This window comes from Actinosynnema sp. NPDC037264, assembly GCF_055603705.1.
The window spans coordinates 243,968-259,706 of sequence record NZ_JBVJVK010000007.1 but is presented as its reverse complement, the minus strand read 5'-3'; the positions used below and the strand labels follow the sequence as shown (position 1 = coordinate 259,706).

Genomic DNA, 15,739 nt, shown 5'->3' with positions numbered 1-15,739 from the left:
TGACATGGGGCCCTTACGGGCACCCCAGGCAGGCCAAAGCCGGGCAGGCCTGGCGGGAAAAGCGTCCGCCAGGCCTGCCCGGCTTCGACCAGCCTATGGCACCTGAACCCATGTCAAATCGGGCCTAGGTGGGTGAGTTGCGGGTCCGCTGTGCGGCGGTTGAGGTGAGTGGACTTCGGTCGGTGCGGTGCGGGTCCGTTGTGGTGAGGTGGAGCGGGGAGGGGGTGCGCCGGTTCTGCGTCGTCCTGTCCGTTGTGGACTGGAGGGGTGTGGGCGCGTCGGAGCGGTGGTGGAGCGGGGAGGTGAGTGGTTAGGGGAGGGGGCGGCGGCCGGCGAAGCCCAGGTCGGTCCGGTGGTACCAGTTGAGGCCTCGGTCGCCTTCGATCCAGCACAGCAGCACCGGGACGCCGTCGAGTTCGGAGGGGAAGTCGACCAGTAGTGGTGCGAAGCCCTTCAGCTCGGCGCCGGTGGCCTGCACCGTGGTCATCAGGTCGTCCAGTCGGGCCTGCGCGGCCTTCAGCTCGGGCAGGCCGCCGAGGTCGGTGGGGCCTCCGCCCTCGAGCGAGGCGGCCAGCTCGGCGGCGTCCGCCCGGATCTCGACGATCTCGGTGAGCACCGGCAGGAGCTTGGTCAGTTCTTCTCGCGCCTCAGGCACGCTGAACACGGTCACCCCTGGTCTGCCGGGAGGTTCGTACCCGGACAGGTTACCCGTGGCGGGGTGGGTCGACGTCGGTGGCAGGAGTGGTTCGGCGTCGGGGCCACCAGCGGCCGGTGGCCCCGACGTCGACGTCAGCGCAGCGGTGGTGAGGCCAGCTTCGCCAGTTCCAGCGCCTGCTCCGGCCACCAGCGGCCGGCGGCCGGGCCGCCCTGGCACTCGCCGTCCGACTCACCGGGGCGCTTGATCCACAGGAACGCGTCCACCAGCGGGACGCCGGTGTTCGCCGTGGGACGTTCGCCGAGACCCCGGCCCGGCGGGTTGCACCAGTCGGTCTCGCCCTCGCCGGGCGTGTAGTGACCGCGGCCGTTGCGGCTCGTGTCCAGCACGAAGTGCGTCATCTTCGCCTTGAGCACGGGCATCGCGTCCAGCTCGTCGTTGGCCGGGCAGGTGGTCGCGCCGGCCTTCGTGCGCAGGTGGATGCACTTGGAGACGCGCGTGCCGTACTGCACCAGGTCCTCGGTGAAGCGGTAGTTCGAGGTGTTGAGCGCGAAACCGTCCGCTCGCGTGACGCCGCCCTGGAGCAGTCGGTTGACGATGCCCAGCTGCTGGCGCGGCTCGCCGTAGCCCGCGTCGTAGTCGTTGAGCGCCTGCCACGCGGAGTGCCCGGCGTCGAGGTAGACGCGGGTGTGCTTGCCGCGCTTGAGGGTGTCCACCGCGTGGTTGATCTCGCGGAACCGCTGGGGCACCAGCTCGGCGTCCGGCCCGATCGTGCACCACGGCTCGCTGGTCAGCAGGGCCAAGCCGTCCGGCTCGACCACCACGACCGCCTTCTCGTCACCGATGCCGGCGGCGAAGGCGTCGATCCACTCCTTGTACTCCTGCTCGCTGCGCGCGCCGCCCGCGGACCACTGCGAGCAGTCCCGGTAGGGCACGAAGTACGCCACGAGCACCGGCACCTGGTCCTTCGCCCGCGCGGCGCGCACGACGTCGCGCACGTTCTGCCGCACCTGCTCCGCGCCCGCCGTGGTGAACCAGATCGCGGTGGGCTGCGCGGCCACGCCCGCCATCAGGTCGGCGTCCGCGGTGCGCCCCTCGGCTCGCCACTGCTCGGCCTGTCGCGCCGCGTTGCCGTCCGGTTCGACGTAGAACGACGTGCCCTTGGGCAGGTGCGGCGGTCCCGAAGCCGTCACCGTCCCCTCGGCACCGGCACCGCTGACGCCGATCAACACGCACACGGCGGTCGCCGCCAGGGTCAGCCCGACGCGCCGTCGTCTCGGTCCGCTGTTCACTCGACCACTCCTCACGGAGCGCTGCTTGGGAGCGCTCCCAACCGGCCGCAAGCATGCGTCCTCATGAGCTGCATCACAACCCCCGGTCACGTGTGCGGGCCCCGTTTCGTGATCCGGTCGTTACCTGGACGGGTGCTTGTCGCCGTTCGAGTTGTCGGCGACAGCGGCGGGGTCTACCTCTGGAACGGTGATCACCACCGTTGCGGCCGCGGTCTGCGCACTGGCGCTGGGCCTGTTCTTCAACTGGTTGTTGAAGCGCCGCCGCCACATCGAGCCCGGCGAGCCGATCACCAACAGCGACCTGACCAGCCCGATGGAGACGCTGGCCGTGCTGCTCCTGGCGTTCGTGCTGGTGGTGGCCGCCGAGTCGTACAGCGCGGCGGACGAGGCGGCGCGCGTGGAGGCCAACGTGGTCGACCACTTCTTCGAGGTCTCCGAGTTCGCGCCGGAGCCGGCCGGGCAGGCGTTGCAGGGCTCGACCGTCTGCTACGCCCGCGCCGTGCTGACCCACGAGTGGCCGAACATGGAGGAGGGCTCGGGCACGTCGCCCAAGCCGAGCGTCTGGAGCACCCGGTTCCGCGCGGTGTTCAAGCAGCTGGGGGCGGCGGACCCGCTGTTCGAGACGTTGGTCGAGACGGACGCGCGGCGTTCGGAGGCGCGCAGTGAGCGGGTGGCGCAGTCGGTGCCCGCGATCCCGGAGATCCTCTACTGGTTCATGGTGGTCACGCTCGCGGTCACCGTGATGGCGTTCGCGTTCAACCTGCCCGCGCGCAAGCGCGCGGTGGAGGTCGCCACGCTGGTGGTGCTGACCACGCTGTTCACCCTGAGCCTGCTGCTCATCCGGGACGTCGACCGGCCGTTCGCCGGGGTGATCAGCGTGTCGTCCGACGCGATGCGCGCCGCCGCGGACGACATGGCCGAGGACTACGCCGACGTGCACGGCGCGGACACCTTGCCGTGCGACGAGACGGGTGACATGCGCCCCGGGGCTTGATGGTTGGTCCTTGGTGTCGGTGCGGTGCGGCGGTGTCCGGGGTGGTTCGGCTCCAGGGCGTCGGTGGTGGCTGGGGTGGGTTCGGCTGCAGGTCCCCGGTGGTGGCCGATGGTTTGTGGTCGTGGGGGTGGTGTGCGGGCGGTGGGTGCGGAATGGTCGCTTGGCGGGTGGCCGTTTCCGGCCAGGTCGGGAGCGGGCGGTGGGTCCCGTGTCGACGATGGGGCCGTGAGACGACTCAGCGCTGTGCTCGCGGCCGTCGCGTTCGTGGCACTGTCCACACCGGACGCCCACGCCGCGCCGCCGCCGGGCGCCTGCCGCGACCCCGAGCCCGCCCGACCGCCGATCAAGGAGCTGCCCTGGGCGCAGCAGGCGCTCGACGTGACGCGGGCGTGGCCGCACAGCACCGGCGGCGGCGTGCTGGTCGCCGTCGTGGACACCGGGGTCGACCGCGACCACCCGCAGTTGAGCGCGGCGGGGAAGGTGGCGCGCGGCGAGGACTTCTACCTGGTCGGTGACCTGCCCGGCGACTTCGACTGCGGTTCGCACGGCACCGCGGTGGCGAGCATCGTCGCCGCCGATCCGGTGGCGGGGGTCGGCTTCCACGGGGTCGCGCCCGGTGCGCGGGTGTTGCCGGTGCGGGTCGCGGACCGGGACTTGGACGACACGGGCGCGGTGAACGCGCTCGACCCCGTCGTGCTGGCGCGTGGCATCCGGTACGCCGCGGACCAGGGGGCGAAGGTGATCAATTTGTCGATGTCCGGGCAGGAGGACGACCAGCACGTGCGGGACGCCGTGGCGCACGCGGTGTCGAAGGACGCGCTCGTGGTGGCGGCGGCGGGCAACCGGCAGCAGGACGGTGGCGTCCGGCTGGCGTCGTTCCCGGCGGCGTACGACGGTGTGCTCGGCGTCGGCGCGATCGACATCGCGGGCGACCGGGTGTCCGGCTCGCAGCTCGGTGACTACGTCGACCTGGTCGCGCCGGGCAAGGAGGTGGCCGGCGCGACCCGGGCGGGCGGGCACACGTACTGGCAGGGCACGAGCTTCGCCGCGCCGTTCGTCGCGGGCACGGCCGCGCTGGTGCGGGCGGCGTGGCCGGAGCTGACGGCGCCGGAGGTGGCGCGTCGGTTGTTGGCGACGGCGAGCCCGGCTCGTGGTGAGGCTGCCGCGTACGGGGTCGGCGTGGTCAACCCGTACCGGGCGGTCACCGACGGGTTGACCTCGGCTACGCCGGAGGTCATGCCGGTGGTGGTCAAGCCGGTCGAGGATGCCGACGTGGCGCGTGAGCGGGCTTGGTGGCGGGCTGCGGTGGCGGGTGCGCGTGGGCAGGTTGTGTGGGCGGCCGGGGCGGTGATCGCGGCTGTCGTGATCGCGTTCGTGCTGGTGAATGGCCGCCGTCGGCGGTGGACGCCGATCAGGCTCGACCCGTTGCCCGATGGGCCGCCTCCGGCAGAAGTACCGGATCAGGTGTTCCTGTTCCCCCGTTGAGGTGTGGGGACGGCGGCTGCGGAGGTAGGCAACAGTGGCTGCGGAGGATGGGGACGGGGGCTGCGGGGATAGGGGCGGCGGCTGTCGAATTGCGGGGAGGGCGGTCGGGCCGCGAGGGCTTCTGCAAGATTGAGAAAAAGGCGGCCGGGTTGCGGAAAGAGTGGGTGAGGTGCGGGAGGAGTAGGTGAGGTGCGGGAAGTCGAGGTGTGGAAAGGCCCCGGCGCCGGGAGCGTCGGGGCCTTTCCGTGTGCCTGCTCAGATTCCCGTGCTGCCGACCCGGGCCACGGCCGAGCCGAGTGCCTGCTGAAGTTCGGCGTTGGCCTTGTCCACCCCGCCGCGCAGCGCCTGCAGCATGGCCTGCTGCGCGGTCGACACCTGGTGCCACGCGGCGCTGATCTCGCTGAACTGGCCACCCGCCTGGTCGAGCCAGTCCGCCGAGGTGGCGCCGGCGGTGGTGCGCCAGGTGTCCATCTCCTGCTCGACCCTGGCGATCGTCGAGGCGATCTGCGCGGCGAGCCCTTCGAGTTGGGCGAAGTTGCCCTTGATGAGCATGTCGTTCCTCTCCTGGTCCGGCTCGGCGGTCAGCCGAGCGCGCCGCCGAACGGGCTCGCGCCCTGCACGGCGTTCAGCCCGGACGCCGAGGCCTGGTCGGCGTTGAGGTAGGTGTTCGAGGAGAACCTGGTGTTCTCGCCGAGGCTGTTGAGCGCCGTGGTGAGCCGGGCGATGCCCGCCTCCCACTGGGCGTGCGCGGAGTCGAACGCGGGCCGCGCGGTGCCCTCCCACGCGCCCTTGAGCGCGTCCACGGTGGGACGCAGCGACGCCCGGTGCCCTTCGATGTCACCGGACACGGTGGCCGCCATCGCGGCGGCCCGCTCCAGTGTCTCGGTGACACCGTGAAGTTGGTCCTGCACTCCGGTTCTCCTTTCCCCTGGTTGCCGATCGGCGCTGCCAAGCGAACCGCGCGGGGCGGGGCCGGCGGCGGCACGCGGCACGTTCCTGCCACCACCGCCCGCCGACCGTCCACCCGGCACCACCATCGGTCCCGACACCGACGAAGGGGGAGCCGGCGTGGCGACCGTGGTGGTGACGAGGCCCCGGCGCAGGCCCGCGCCGGAGATGCCGTCCGGCGAGCTGGTGCTGGAGGCGCCGCCCGAGCTGCCCCAGCCCGCCGCCCGCGCGTGGACGCAGCTGGTCGTGGTGCTGCCGATGGTGGCGATCATGGCGGCGATGCTGCTGGTGTTCGGCGGCGGCACGAGCGGCGCGCTGCGGTTCGTCGTGTTCGGGCTCTTCGGCGTGGCGATGCTGGCGATGGTGCTGGTGTCGTTGCTGAACAACAGCGGTCCGAGCAAGCGGGAGATGGCGCAGGCCCGGCGGTCGTACCTGCGGCAGCTCGCGCAGCACCGGGTGCGGGTCACCCGGTCGATCCGCCGCCAGCGCGACGCGCTGGCCCACCTGCACCCCGAGCCGGACGCGCTGCTGACGCTCGCCGCGTCGGACCGGCGGTGGGAGAGGCGCCGGTCCGACGCGGACTTCGCCGTCGTGCGCGTCGGACTCGGCCCGCAGAGCCCGGCGCTGGACCTCGTGCCGCCGGACACCGTGCCGCTGGAGCGGCTGGAACCGTTGTCCGCCTTGGCGTTGCGGCGGTTCCTGACCACCTACGCGACGGTGGCCGACCTGCCGCTGGCGCTGGCGTTGGCGGGGTTCGGCGTGATCCACCTCGGCGGCGACCGGGAACGCGCGGTGGCGTTGGCGCGGGTGGTGCTGGCGCAGCTGGCGGTGTTGCAGGCGCCGGACGACGTGCGGGTGGCGGTGTGCGCGGACGACGCCCGGCGGCCGTTGTGGGAGTGGGTCAAGTGGCTGCCGCACGCCCTGCACCCCGACCGCGCCGACGCGGTGGGACCGGTGCGGCTGGTGACCTCCGGCGTGGTCGCGCTGGAGGCGTTGCTGGACGACCTGCTCGCCGACCGGCCCCGGTTCGACCCCGACGGCGCGCGGGGCACGGCCGGGCCGCACCTGGTGGTGGTGCTGGACGGCGGCGCGGTCGCGGGTTCGGACCACCTGATGACCGGCGGCGGGGTCGAGGGCGTGACCGTGCTGGACCTGTCGTCGTCGCTGCCGCGCGTGCCGGAGCGGGGGACGTTGGCGTTGGAGGTGTCCGGGGACGGTGTGCTGAGCGCGCGGACGGTGGAGGGCGACGTCGAGCTGGGTCGCGCCGACGTGCTCGACCTGCCCTCCGCCGAGGCGCTGGCCCGTGAGCTGGCGCCGTTGCGGCTGACCGCGGGCAGCGCGGGCGAGCAGCCGCTGGCGGGTGACACCGGTCTGGAGGACCTGCTCGACCTGGGCGAGGTGTACTCCTACGAGCCGGGGGAGAACTGGCAGCCGCGGCCCAACCGGGACCGGCTGCGCATCCTGTTCGGCATCCGCGAGGACGGCACGCCGGTCGAGCTGGACCTGAAGGAGTCCGCGCAGGACGGCATGGGGCCGCACGGGCTGCTCATCGGCGCGACCGGGTCGGGCAAGAGCGAGCTGCTGCGCACCCTGGTGCTGGGGCTGGCGCTGACGCACCCACCCGAGTCACTGAACTTCGCGTTGATCGACTTCAAGGGCGGCGCGACGTTCGCGACCCTGGACCGGTTGCCGCACACCAGCGCGGTGATCACCAACCTGGTCGACGAGCTGCCGCTGGTCGACCGGATGGCCGACGCGGTGAACGGCGAGCTGGTGCGCCGCCAGGAGCTGCTGCGCGCGGCGGGCAACTTCGCCTCGTTGCGCGACTACGACCGGGCGCGTGCGGCGGGCGCGCCGCTGCCCGAGGTGCCGACGCTGCTGGTGGTGTGCGACGAGTTCAGCGAGCTGCTGTCGGCCAAGCCCGATTTCGTCGACATCTTCGTGCAGATCGGGCGGTTGGGCCGGTCGCTCGGCGTGCACCTGCTGCTGGCCAGCCAGCGGTTGGAGGAGGGCCGGTTGCGCGGGCTGGACACGCACCTGTCGTACCGGATCGGGTTGCGCACGTTCTCGGAGCTGGAGAGCCGGACCGTGCTGGGCGTCACGGACGCGTTCAGCCTGCCCCGCGCGCCCGGCCACGGTTACCTGAAGTTCGGCACGGAGCCGATGGTGCGGTTCCGGTCGGCGTACGTGTCGGGGGTGCACCGCAGGCCCGGGACGGGTGTGGCGGCGGGCTCGGTCGAGGTGCCGGGGATGGCGCTGTTCACCACCGACTACGTGGCGCCGCCGGTCGTGCCCGTGGCGGACCCGGTGGACGAGGACGCGGTGGGCGAGAGCCTGCTGGACATCCTGGTCGACCGGTTGGCCGGTCGCGGCACGCCCGCGCACCAGGTGTGGCTGCCGCCGCTGGACCGGCCGTCCACTTTGGACGAACTGGTGGGGGCCCTCGGCACGGATCCCGTGCGCGGGCTGTGCCCGGTGGACGCGCGGCGCAACGGCGGGCTGCACGCGGTGGTGGGCCTGGTGGACCGGCCGTTCGAGCAGCGGCGCGACCTGCTGGAGCTCGACCTGTCCGGCGCGGCCGGGCACGTGCTGGTGGTGGGCGGGCCGCGCAGCGGGCGCAGCACGGCGCTGCGGACGGTGGTGGCGAGCCTGGCGCTGACCCACACGCCGGCGGAGGCGCAGTTCTACTGCCTGGACTTCGGCGGCGGGCTGCTGGGCGCGTTGCGCGGGCTGCCGCACGTCGGCGGGGTGGCGGGCCGGCAGCAGGCGGGCGCCGTGCGGCGGACCGTGGCCGAGGTGGCCGCGGTGCTGGAACGGCGGGAGCGGCTGTTCGCCGAGCACGACGTGGACGGCATCGCGGGGTTCCGGGCGCTGCGGCGCGTGGGGCGGTTCGCGGACGAGCCGCACGGCGACGTGTTCCTGGTGATCGACGGCTGGCAGACGTTGCGCAAGGAGTTCGAGGACCTGGAGGACGTGGTCTCCGACATCGCGACGCGCGGGTTGTCGTTCGGGGTGCACGTGGTGGGCGCGTGCGCGCGGCCGTTCGACCTGCGGCCGGGCATCCGGGACCTGTTCGGCAGCCGGGTGGAGCTGCGGTTGGGCGACCCGATGGACAGCGTGGTGGACCGGCGCAGCGCGGCCGCGGTGCCCGAGGGCGCGCCGGGGCGCGGCATCACGCCGGGCAAGCACCACCTGCTGGTGGCGCTGCCGCGGATCGACGGCCGGTCCGACGTGGACAGCGCGACGCCCGCGCTCGGTGAGCTGGTGGACGCGGTGGCCGCGGCCTGGCCCGGCCCGCCCGCGCCCCCGGTGCGGTTGCTGCCCGGCCGGGTGGCGCAGGCCGACCTGCCCGCGGTCGACTCGGACCTGCGGTTCGCGATCGGCGTGGCCGAGCACGACCTGGGGCCGGTGCACCTGGACTTCGCGGCCGACGCGCACTTCCTGGTGCTGGGCGACGCGGAGTCCGGCAAGACGTCGTTCCTGCGATTGCTGGCCCGTCGGATCGTGGCCAACCGCACGCCCGAGCAGGCCAGGCTGCTGGTGGTGGACCACCGGCGGGGCCTGGTCGGCGACGTGCCGGACACCCACCTGCTCGGCTACGGCGGCGACACGTCGACCACCACGCACCTGATGTCGGAGGCGGCGCGGGCGATGGCGGCGCGGCTGCCCGGCCCGGACGTGACGGCGGAGCGGTTGCGCGCGCGGAACTGGTGGACCGGACCGGAGCTGTTCGTGCTGGTGGACGACTACGACCTGGTCGCGACCGGCCTGGACAACCCGTTGCTGGCGCTGCTGCCGTACCTGCCGCAGGGACGTGACATCGGGCTGCACGTCGTGCTCACGCGGCGGACCGGTGGTGCGGGGCGCGCGCTGTTCGAGACGTTCGTCGCCAGGCTGCGCGACGTCGGTTCGCCGGGGCTGATGCTGTCCGGCGACCGCAACGAGGGGCCGCTGCTCGGCGGCCTCAAACCCGAGCCGCTGCCACCGGGGCGCGGCCGGCTGGTCGACCGGCGGCGCGCGCCGTCGCTGGTGCAAGTGGCAGATCCGGACCGAGGGAGTAATCGGTGATCAACGGGACGAGCGAGGGCATGGCCGGGTTCCGGCCACGGCCCTTGGACCTGACGAGAGTGGCGTCGCTGGCGGTGCCGGAGGGCTGTGGCGGCGGGGTGCTGGAGTGCCCGCCGTTCCAGGCGGCCGACGAGGCCTCGACCACCGCGCTGACCATGTACCTGACCGCCGTGGACCAGGAGCTGGACCGGTGCCGGGAGATCGCGCTGGCGTGCGCCGAGGACTACGTGCGCGGGGACGGCGTCGCGGCCGAGGCGCTGGTCCGGGCGGGCGAGACCGCGCCGCTCGGGCCCGCGCCCGAGTTCGTCGAGGCGGCCCGCCTGGCGGGCATCACGCGTCGTGGGCCCGGCCGGTTGCCGGCGGGGATGTCATGAGCTACGCGGGGATGTCGCTGGAGCAGATGGACGCGATGGTGCGCAAGGAGGTCAGCCACCTCCCGCGGTTGCGGCTGGCGCGCCGGATGTGGGTGGAGGCGCGGGACGAGCTGGCGAGGTCCGGCGCGTCGCTGGGCCAGGAGATCGCCACCATCGCTCCACAGTGGACGGATCAGGCTGGTGACCTGTTCGTGGCACGGGCGTCGAAGGCGGAGCGCGGGATGGCCGAGTGGGTCGCGCGGATCGACGCGGCGCAGCCGTGGGTGGCGTTGGACAAGCTCGTCGAGGACATCCCGGAGGCGCAGGAGTTCATCGCGAGGTGCCTGCTGACGCAGAAGCAGTTGATGGCCGACCTGAACTCAGGTGGCGCCGGGTCCATCGAGGGCCAGTTCGCGGAGTTGCAGCAGCGGGCGGCGGCGCGGATGGCGGAGCTGGGCAGGCTGTTCACGGAGGCGACGAACGCCGTCCAGGCGGCCGGGCAGGGCGCGGGCGTCACGTCGGCGGGCGGCGGTGGTGGTCCTGAGGCCACGGGCGGCGGCCCCGGTGGCGGTCCGGCCGGTGGTCCCGGTGGCGGTCCCGCGGGCGGTCCGGCCGGTGCTCCGGCGGGCGGCGCGGCGGGTGCTCCCGCCGGTGGTCCGGCTGCCGGCGGTGGGGCGGCCGGTGGTCCGGCCCTGTCCGGTGGCGCGGTGGCCCCGCCGAAACCGCCGTCCGTGCCACCGCCGGTGGACCTGCCGCAGACCCGTCCGACCACGGCGCTGCCGCAGTTCCCGGTCGCGCCGCCGGGCGTCGCGCCGGCGTTGTCCGCACGCGGTGTCGGCGGGCGGGGTGTCGGAGGGCGGGGTGTCGGAGGGGCGGGCCTGACCGGTCAGTCGGGCGTGCCGATGATCCCCCGGGCGGCGAAGCCGGGCACGGTCTCGGCCGTCGCTTCGACCCCGCCGCCACCACCCGCGTTGCCGGTGGCGGGCACCACGTCGACGTCCCAGCCGGCGACGCGGGGCGGCGTGCCGCCGATGGTGCCGCCGATGTCGGGCGCCGCGCAGCCCGCTTCCGGCAAGCCGAAGCCGGGCGAGGCGCAACGCCCGCCGGCCGGCCGGGGACGTGCGCGCGTCGGCACGCCGGGAGTTCCGGAGGCGTTGCGGGGCAGGGCGAGCACCGGTGGCGTGCTGCCGACCCGGACCGACCGGCGGCGGACCGCCGAGGCGGACGCGCTGGACGAGGAGCTGTGGCAGACCGAGGAACCGAGGTCGCCCCTGACCGGCCGCTGACCGGGACGCACCGCACCGCCCGTCGCCACGAGCGACGGGCGGTGCGCTGTGCTGTCGTCGGGGCTCAGGCGCGGCGGAGGGCGGCGGCCGGGTCGAGCGGGGAGCCGTGCGGCACGCGGGAGACCAGGCTCACCGGCAGCCGCACGGGTGTGATGTCCTCGTACCCCAGCACTTCCAGCAGCTCACGGCTCGCCAGCGAGTGGGCGCGACCCTGGTCGGTCACCAGCGCCACCGTGCCCACGGGGGCGTCCGGGCCCGGCATCACCTCGACCACCGCCGCACGGCCCGGCGGCACCACGACGCGGTCGGCGAGCGGCGTCCCCGTTCCGGTGCGGCGGGCGGTGGCGGTCATCAGGGGGTCCGGGTCCGGCAGGTCGGGGTCCACCACGAGCGTGGGCGGCGCACCCTCCCCGTCGAACGCCGCGCACAGCGCCGAGCCGTCCACCGCGGCGAACTCCGGCCGCGTGGTGGGCGGCTTGCCCGGCCCGGTCGCCACCGGCGGCCCCTGCTTCGCCTGGCCCGCCACCACCAGACCCAGCGGGATGCCTACCGGCTGCCCGCCGTCGTAGGCCTGGGCGGTCGGCGGGAAGGCCCGTTGGACGTCGTACTGCAACTGCGAGATCGGCCGCAGCGCCTCCGCCTCGGCCAGGTAGTGCTGGACCTCGCCACCGGACGTCTCGACCACCAGCAACTGGCCGATCCGCGCGCCCGGCGCCGCCTTGGACGCCGCACCGGTGTCCGGCAACGCGATCGGCGCGATCGGCTCGCCCGCCGGCAGCACGTCGACCAGCGCCGAACCGACCCTGGCCCGCGGCTGCGACCGCAGCGCCAGACCCACCGCCACCGCGTCGGCCTCCTTGATCCGGTGCCGGAAACCACGCAGGAGCAGGTACTGGTCACCGGTGTCCGGCACCTCGACCAGCAGCGCCTCCGACGACAGCGCCCGCCCGCCCGGGACGCCGCCGCCGACGACGAGCACCGAGTCGTTCACGGTGGCGCCGGTGACGTCCGCGCGGGGCTGGGAGCACATCGTCCAGCCGCCGGTGAGCAGCCGGGCCGGGCCGGGCAGTGAGTCGGGCGCGTCCGCGATCCCGATCCGCGGACCGCGCGGCACACCGGCCAACGACTCCCGTGACACCGTGCGCGTGTCCGCGTGCTTGCCCAGCGCCAGCAACGCCGACACGTAGTTCGCCACCGGGTGCAGCCGACCGTCCAGGTACACGTGCCGCGCGCCGGTCTCCTCCTCCACCACCACGAACTCGCCGCGCCACGCCGTGCTGCCGCCAGGCGACACCATCCCGTACACCCCGAACCCCGCCAGCACGACCACCGCGATCGCGATGCTCCCGAACGCCGCCACCACCGACCGGCGGAACGGCGGCTGCTCGGGATCGCTCTCGCCGGTGACCAGCGCCGACACCACGCGTTGCAGCAGGAACTGCTGCGCCTGCACCTGATCCCGGTTCGACGCCACGCCTCAGCCCCCCAACCCGCGCAGGTACCCGTACAGGCCGAGCACCGCGCACACCACCGGCACCACCGAGATCACCACGACGACCTCCAGCAGCTCCGCGTACCGCGACAGCCGCGCGTTCCGCTTCACCCTCACCAGACCCACCACGATCACGAACGCCCCGAGCCCGATCACCGCCGGTCCCGTCGGCAGGGCCGCCAGCACCGCGACGCCGGCGCCGAGCAGCGGCCCCCGTTGCCGCACCGCCGGGTACAGCCGGGCGCGCAGCAACAGCCCCACCCCGAGCACGCCCAGCAGCACCTGCGCCCACACGTCACCGCGCGTCAGCAGGACCGCGCACGCCACCACCACGACCGCGCAGCCCGCGAGCATCCCGGTCAGCAGCCCGTCGGCGCGCACCACCGCCTCGCGCACCGCCGCACGCGCCGGTCGCGGCGGGTCGGCGAGCAGGTCGGCGGGCGTGCGCGGCAACGTCGGCAACGGCACCCGGCCCAGCCGGATCGCCAACGGCGCGCACAGCGGTGAGAACACCAGCGCCGCCCCCGCGACCACCGCGGCCGCTCCGACGCCGGTCAGCACGTCCGCCGCCAACCACGCGCCGCCCGCGCCGAGCAGCGCCGCCGTGATCGCGCCGGTGAACCACACCGCCTTCTCCGCCACGCCGATCAACGCGAGCACCGCCACCACCGCCACCGCCGAGCACGCCGTCAGCACGTGCGGCGCGCCGAGGCCCGGTCCGACGCCGACGAACAGCACGCCGCCGAGCCCGGCGAACGGCAGCGCCGACGCCGCCACGACCGCGCCCGCACCCGCGTCGCCGAACGCCCGCGCGCACGTGACGCCCGCCGCCAGCAGCAGCGCGGCCAGGCCCCACGACCACCACGGCGAGCCCAGGGCCGCCATCGGCACGACGCCGAGCAGCACCAGCAGCCCGCCCGCGAGCAGACCGGCCCGCCGGGTGTGCCGGGGGCCCCAGGTGCGGCCGAGACCGGACGCGATCACGTCGACCAGGTCGTCGTACTCCAGCTCCGGCCACTCCGTGCGCCGGTGCGCCAGGTGCAGCACCTCGCCGTCGCGCACGCGGTGCGCGGCGAACGTGCGGCCGGGTTCCAGCGGCGTTCCGTCGGGTCTGCGCAGCAGCCAGCCGTCGTCGGCGGGGGGTTCGCCCGCGTGCTTCACCAGCCCCGGCAGCACTTCGGCGACCGACGAGTGCTCGGGCAGCGCCAAGTCGATGCGCCGGTGGGGTGCGGCGATCGTCACCCGCACCAGCCCTGTGGTGTTCATGCGCGCCACGATGGACCGGCCGCGCCGCCCGTGGTCGTCGTGCGGCAGCTACCGGACACGCGGCGGGGCGGCTGGACGCGGTGCGGCACCGTGGGGACAATGAGCACCGCGATGGCCAATCCTCAGGGCAACCACCTCGTACCGCTGGGCAAGGGCCCGGTGGCGACGGTGTACGCGGGCGCCGGGATGGCGTACAAGGTGTTCTCGGTCGCGCTGGACCGCCGCACGCGTGCCGCGCTGGAACGTGAGATCGGCAAGTGGCGGCGGGTGCCGTTCACCCCGGTCGTGCGCGGGGTGGAGGAGCTGGCCGACGGCGTCACGGCGGTGTGCTCCGAGCTGTGCCGGCACTCGCTGGCGGCGCGGGTGCGGCACGAGGGCGCGTTGCCGGTGGCCGAGGTGCTGGACCTGGGGCAGGTGCTGGCGGAGGCGTTGGCCGCCGCGCACGCCGCCGGGCTCGTGCACGGCGGGGTCACCGCGACGAACGTCCTGTTCCGCCCGTCCGGCGAGCCGGTGCTGGCCGACGGCGGGCTGGTGGCGCGCCGCGCGTTCCCGGCCGACCCGCCGGTGGACTTCGCCGCGCCGGAGACCGTGCGCGACGCGGTGCGCGACGCGCGGACCGACCTGTACGGGCTGGGCGCCGTGCTGTACCTGGCGTTGACGGGCGAGGTGCCGTACCCCGGGCGGATGGGGGAGCGGGCGGAGGAACACCTGCTGCGCGTGCTGGGTGCTGCGGTGCCGGAGGTGACGCGCGCGGACCTGCCCGCGGGCCTGGCCGACCTGGTGCGCGCGCTGCTGGCGGGGGAGCCGGAGGCCCGTCCGACGGACGTGGCGGCACGGCTGGCGGCGATCGCCGGTGTCGGCTTCGACGACTTCGCGGACACGACTTACGCACCGGCCCCCGGCCCGTCGTTCACGATGCCCGCCGCCGGGTCGGGCCCATCGCCTTACGCACCACCGGCATCGCTTTCGCCTTATGCCCCGCCGGTGGCGGAGCTGCCTTTCACCCCGCTGCCGGGCCACGTCCCGCCGGCCGAGCCGCCTTTCGCCGCGCCGCTGGGGCCTGTCGCGCCCGCTCCGGGCGACGTGTCGGCTTTCGCCGCGCCGCTGGGGCCTGTCGCGCCCGCTCCGGGCGACGTGTCGGCTTTCGGCGCGCCGGGTCACGCCTTGCCGGTTGAGTCGCCGTTCGGCCCGCCGCCGGGAGGTGCGGAGTCCGCGCCGCTCGGCCAAGTTCCGCCGGCGCACATACCGCCTGCACCGGCCCCCGAGTCGCCGTTCGGCCCGCCGCCGAGCCCCGGCGCGCACCTGCCCGCGCACGAGGTGCCGCCCGCGATGCCTCCCCGCCCGGCCGCCTCACCGATGGTCGAGCGCTTCCTCTCCTCGACACCACCCGCGGCCGACCTGCCGCCGGAGCCCTACCTGGCCGTTCCGCCCGCGCCGCCGGTGCGGATGCCCCTCGCCGAGGTGAAGCCGACCGGGAAGAAGACCGATCGGACCGGGCGGATCGGGCTGGTGGCGGGCATCGTGGGCGCGTTGGCGCTGTTCGCCGCCGCGCCGTTCCTCCTCCTCGGCGAGGACGAACCACCACCCGCACCCGCGGCGCCCACCATGAACACGCCCGACGGCAACGGCGGGGTCCAGATCGAGCTGGAAGTGGTCGAGGACGCCGGCGACAAGGTGCGGCTCGCCTGGCGCAGCTCGGCGAAGCTGGACTACGTCGTGATCGTCGCGCCCGAAGGCCAACCCAACCGGGCGACGGTGCAGTTGCGCGAGCAGACCACGCAGATCCCGGTCGAGCCCGGCCGCAAGTACTGCTTCGAGGTCCAGGGCACCGACCGCGACAACGTCTACGTCAGCCAGCCCAAGGGCATCCGCGACGCGGTCTGCGGCAGGTAGCCCGGTA

At 74.4% G+C, this 15,739-nt stretch carries 12 protein-coding genes; 6 read left to right on the top strand and 6 right to left on the bottom strand.

Annotation, left to right across the window (positions count from 1 at the left end; all coding sequences use genetic code 11):
* Positions 1–310: 310 nt before the first annotated feature.
* Entirely contained in the window at positions 311–664 is a 354-nt protein-coding gene (locus tag ACZ7GX_RS12110) for a DUF2203 domain-containing protein (protein ID WP_498775685.1), read from the bottom strand.
* Positions 665–789: 125 nt separating this feature from the next.
* Positions 790–1,947: a glycoside hydrolase family 6 protein gene (locus ACZ7GX_RS12105; protein ID WP_498775683.1), complete on the bottom strand. Its 1,158-nt coding sequence runs from the start codon at positions 1,945–1,947 to the stop codon at positions 790–792.
* Positions 1,948–2,134: 187 nt separating this feature from the next.
* On the opposite strand from ACZ7GX_RS12105, the gene ACZ7GX_RS12100 reads away from it, so the two are divergent.
* The gene (locus ACZ7GX_RS12100) at positions 2,135–2,941 is read left to right on the top strand and encodes a bestrophin-like domain (RefSeq protein WP_498775681.1); all 807 of its coding nucleotides are present in this window, start codon (positions 2,135–2,137) and stop codon (positions 2,939–2,941) included.
* Between the two features lie 225 nt (positions 2,942–3,166).
* Entirely contained in the window at positions 3,167–4,426 is a 1,260-nt protein-coding gene (mycP, locus tag ACZ7GX_RS12095; protein WP_498775679.1) for a type VII secretion-associated serine protease mycosin, read from the top strand.
* A 255-nt stretch (positions 4,427–4,681) separates the two neighbouring features.
* Here the strand turns inward: mycP and ACZ7GX_RS12090 are convergent, their stop codons facing one another.
* On the bottom strand, positions 4,682–4,978 hold the full coding sequence (locus ACZ7GX_RS12090; protein ID WP_498775677.1) for a WXG100 family type VII secretion target: 297 nt from the start codon (positions 4,976–4,978) through the stop codon (positions 4,682–4,684).
* A gap of 29 nt (positions 4,979–5,007) precedes the next feature.
* The gene (locus ACZ7GX_RS12085; protein WP_230571210.1) at positions 5,008–5,337 is read right to left on the bottom strand and encodes a WXG100 family type VII secretion target; all 330 of its coding nucleotides are present in this window, start codon (positions 5,335–5,337) and stop codon (positions 5,008–5,010) included.
* A 157-nt stretch (positions 5,338–5,494) separates the two neighbouring features.
* On the opposite strand from ACZ7GX_RS12085, the gene eccCa reads away from it, so the two are divergent.
* Genes eccCa through ACZ7GX_RS12070 form a run of 3 tightly spaced genes read left to right on the top strand, consistent with a single transcriptional unit; the run spans position 5,495 to position 11,081 of the window.
* Positions 5,495–9,442 (top strand): type VII secretion protein EccCa, encoded by a 3,948-nt coding sequence (eccCa, locus tag ACZ7GX_RS12080; RefSeq protein WP_498775674.1) that lies wholly within the window; start codon positions 5,495–5,497, stop codon positions 9,440–9,442.
* Complete coding sequence (locus tag ACZ7GX_RS12075; protein ID WP_498775672.1) at positions 9,439–9,816, top strand: hypothetical protein; 378 nt, start codon at positions 9,439–9,441, stop codon at positions 9,814–9,816. The genes eccCa and ACZ7GX_RS12075 overlap by 4 nt, the downstream gene beginning before the upstream one ends.
* Positions 9,813–11,081 carry a hypothetical protein gene (locus ACZ7GX_RS12070; protein WP_498775670.1) on the top strand — a complete coding sequence of 423 codons (1,269 nt, stop codon included), beginning with the start codon at positions 9,813–9,815 and terminating at the stop codon, positions 11,079–11,081. Before ACZ7GX_RS12075 ends, ACZ7GX_RS12070 begins: the two co-directional genes overlap by 4 nt.
* 64 nt (positions 11,082–11,145) lie before the next feature.
* On the opposite strand, the gene eccB is transcribed toward ACZ7GX_RS12070, so the two are convergent.
* Entirely contained in the window at positions 11,146–12,555 is a 1,410-nt protein-coding gene (gene eccB, locus ACZ7GX_RS12065) for a type VII secretion protein EccB (protein WP_498775668.1), read from the bottom strand.
* A gap of 3 nt (positions 12,556–12,558) precedes the next feature.
* On the bottom strand, positions 12,559–13,839 hold the full coding sequence (eccD, locus tag ACZ7GX_RS12060; protein WP_498775666.1) for a type VII secretion integral membrane protein EccD: 1,281 nt from the start codon (positions 13,837–13,839) through the stop codon (positions 12,559–12,561).
* A gap of 99 nt (positions 13,840–13,938) precedes the next feature.
* On the opposite strand from eccD, the gene ACZ7GX_RS12055 reads away from it, so the two are divergent.
* A complete protein-coding gene (locus tag ACZ7GX_RS12055; protein ID WP_498775664.1) occupies positions 13,939–15,732 on the top strand; it encodes a serine/threonine protein kinase in 1,794 nt (597 codons plus the stop codon).
* Positions 15,733–15,739: the final 7 nt, after the last annotated feature.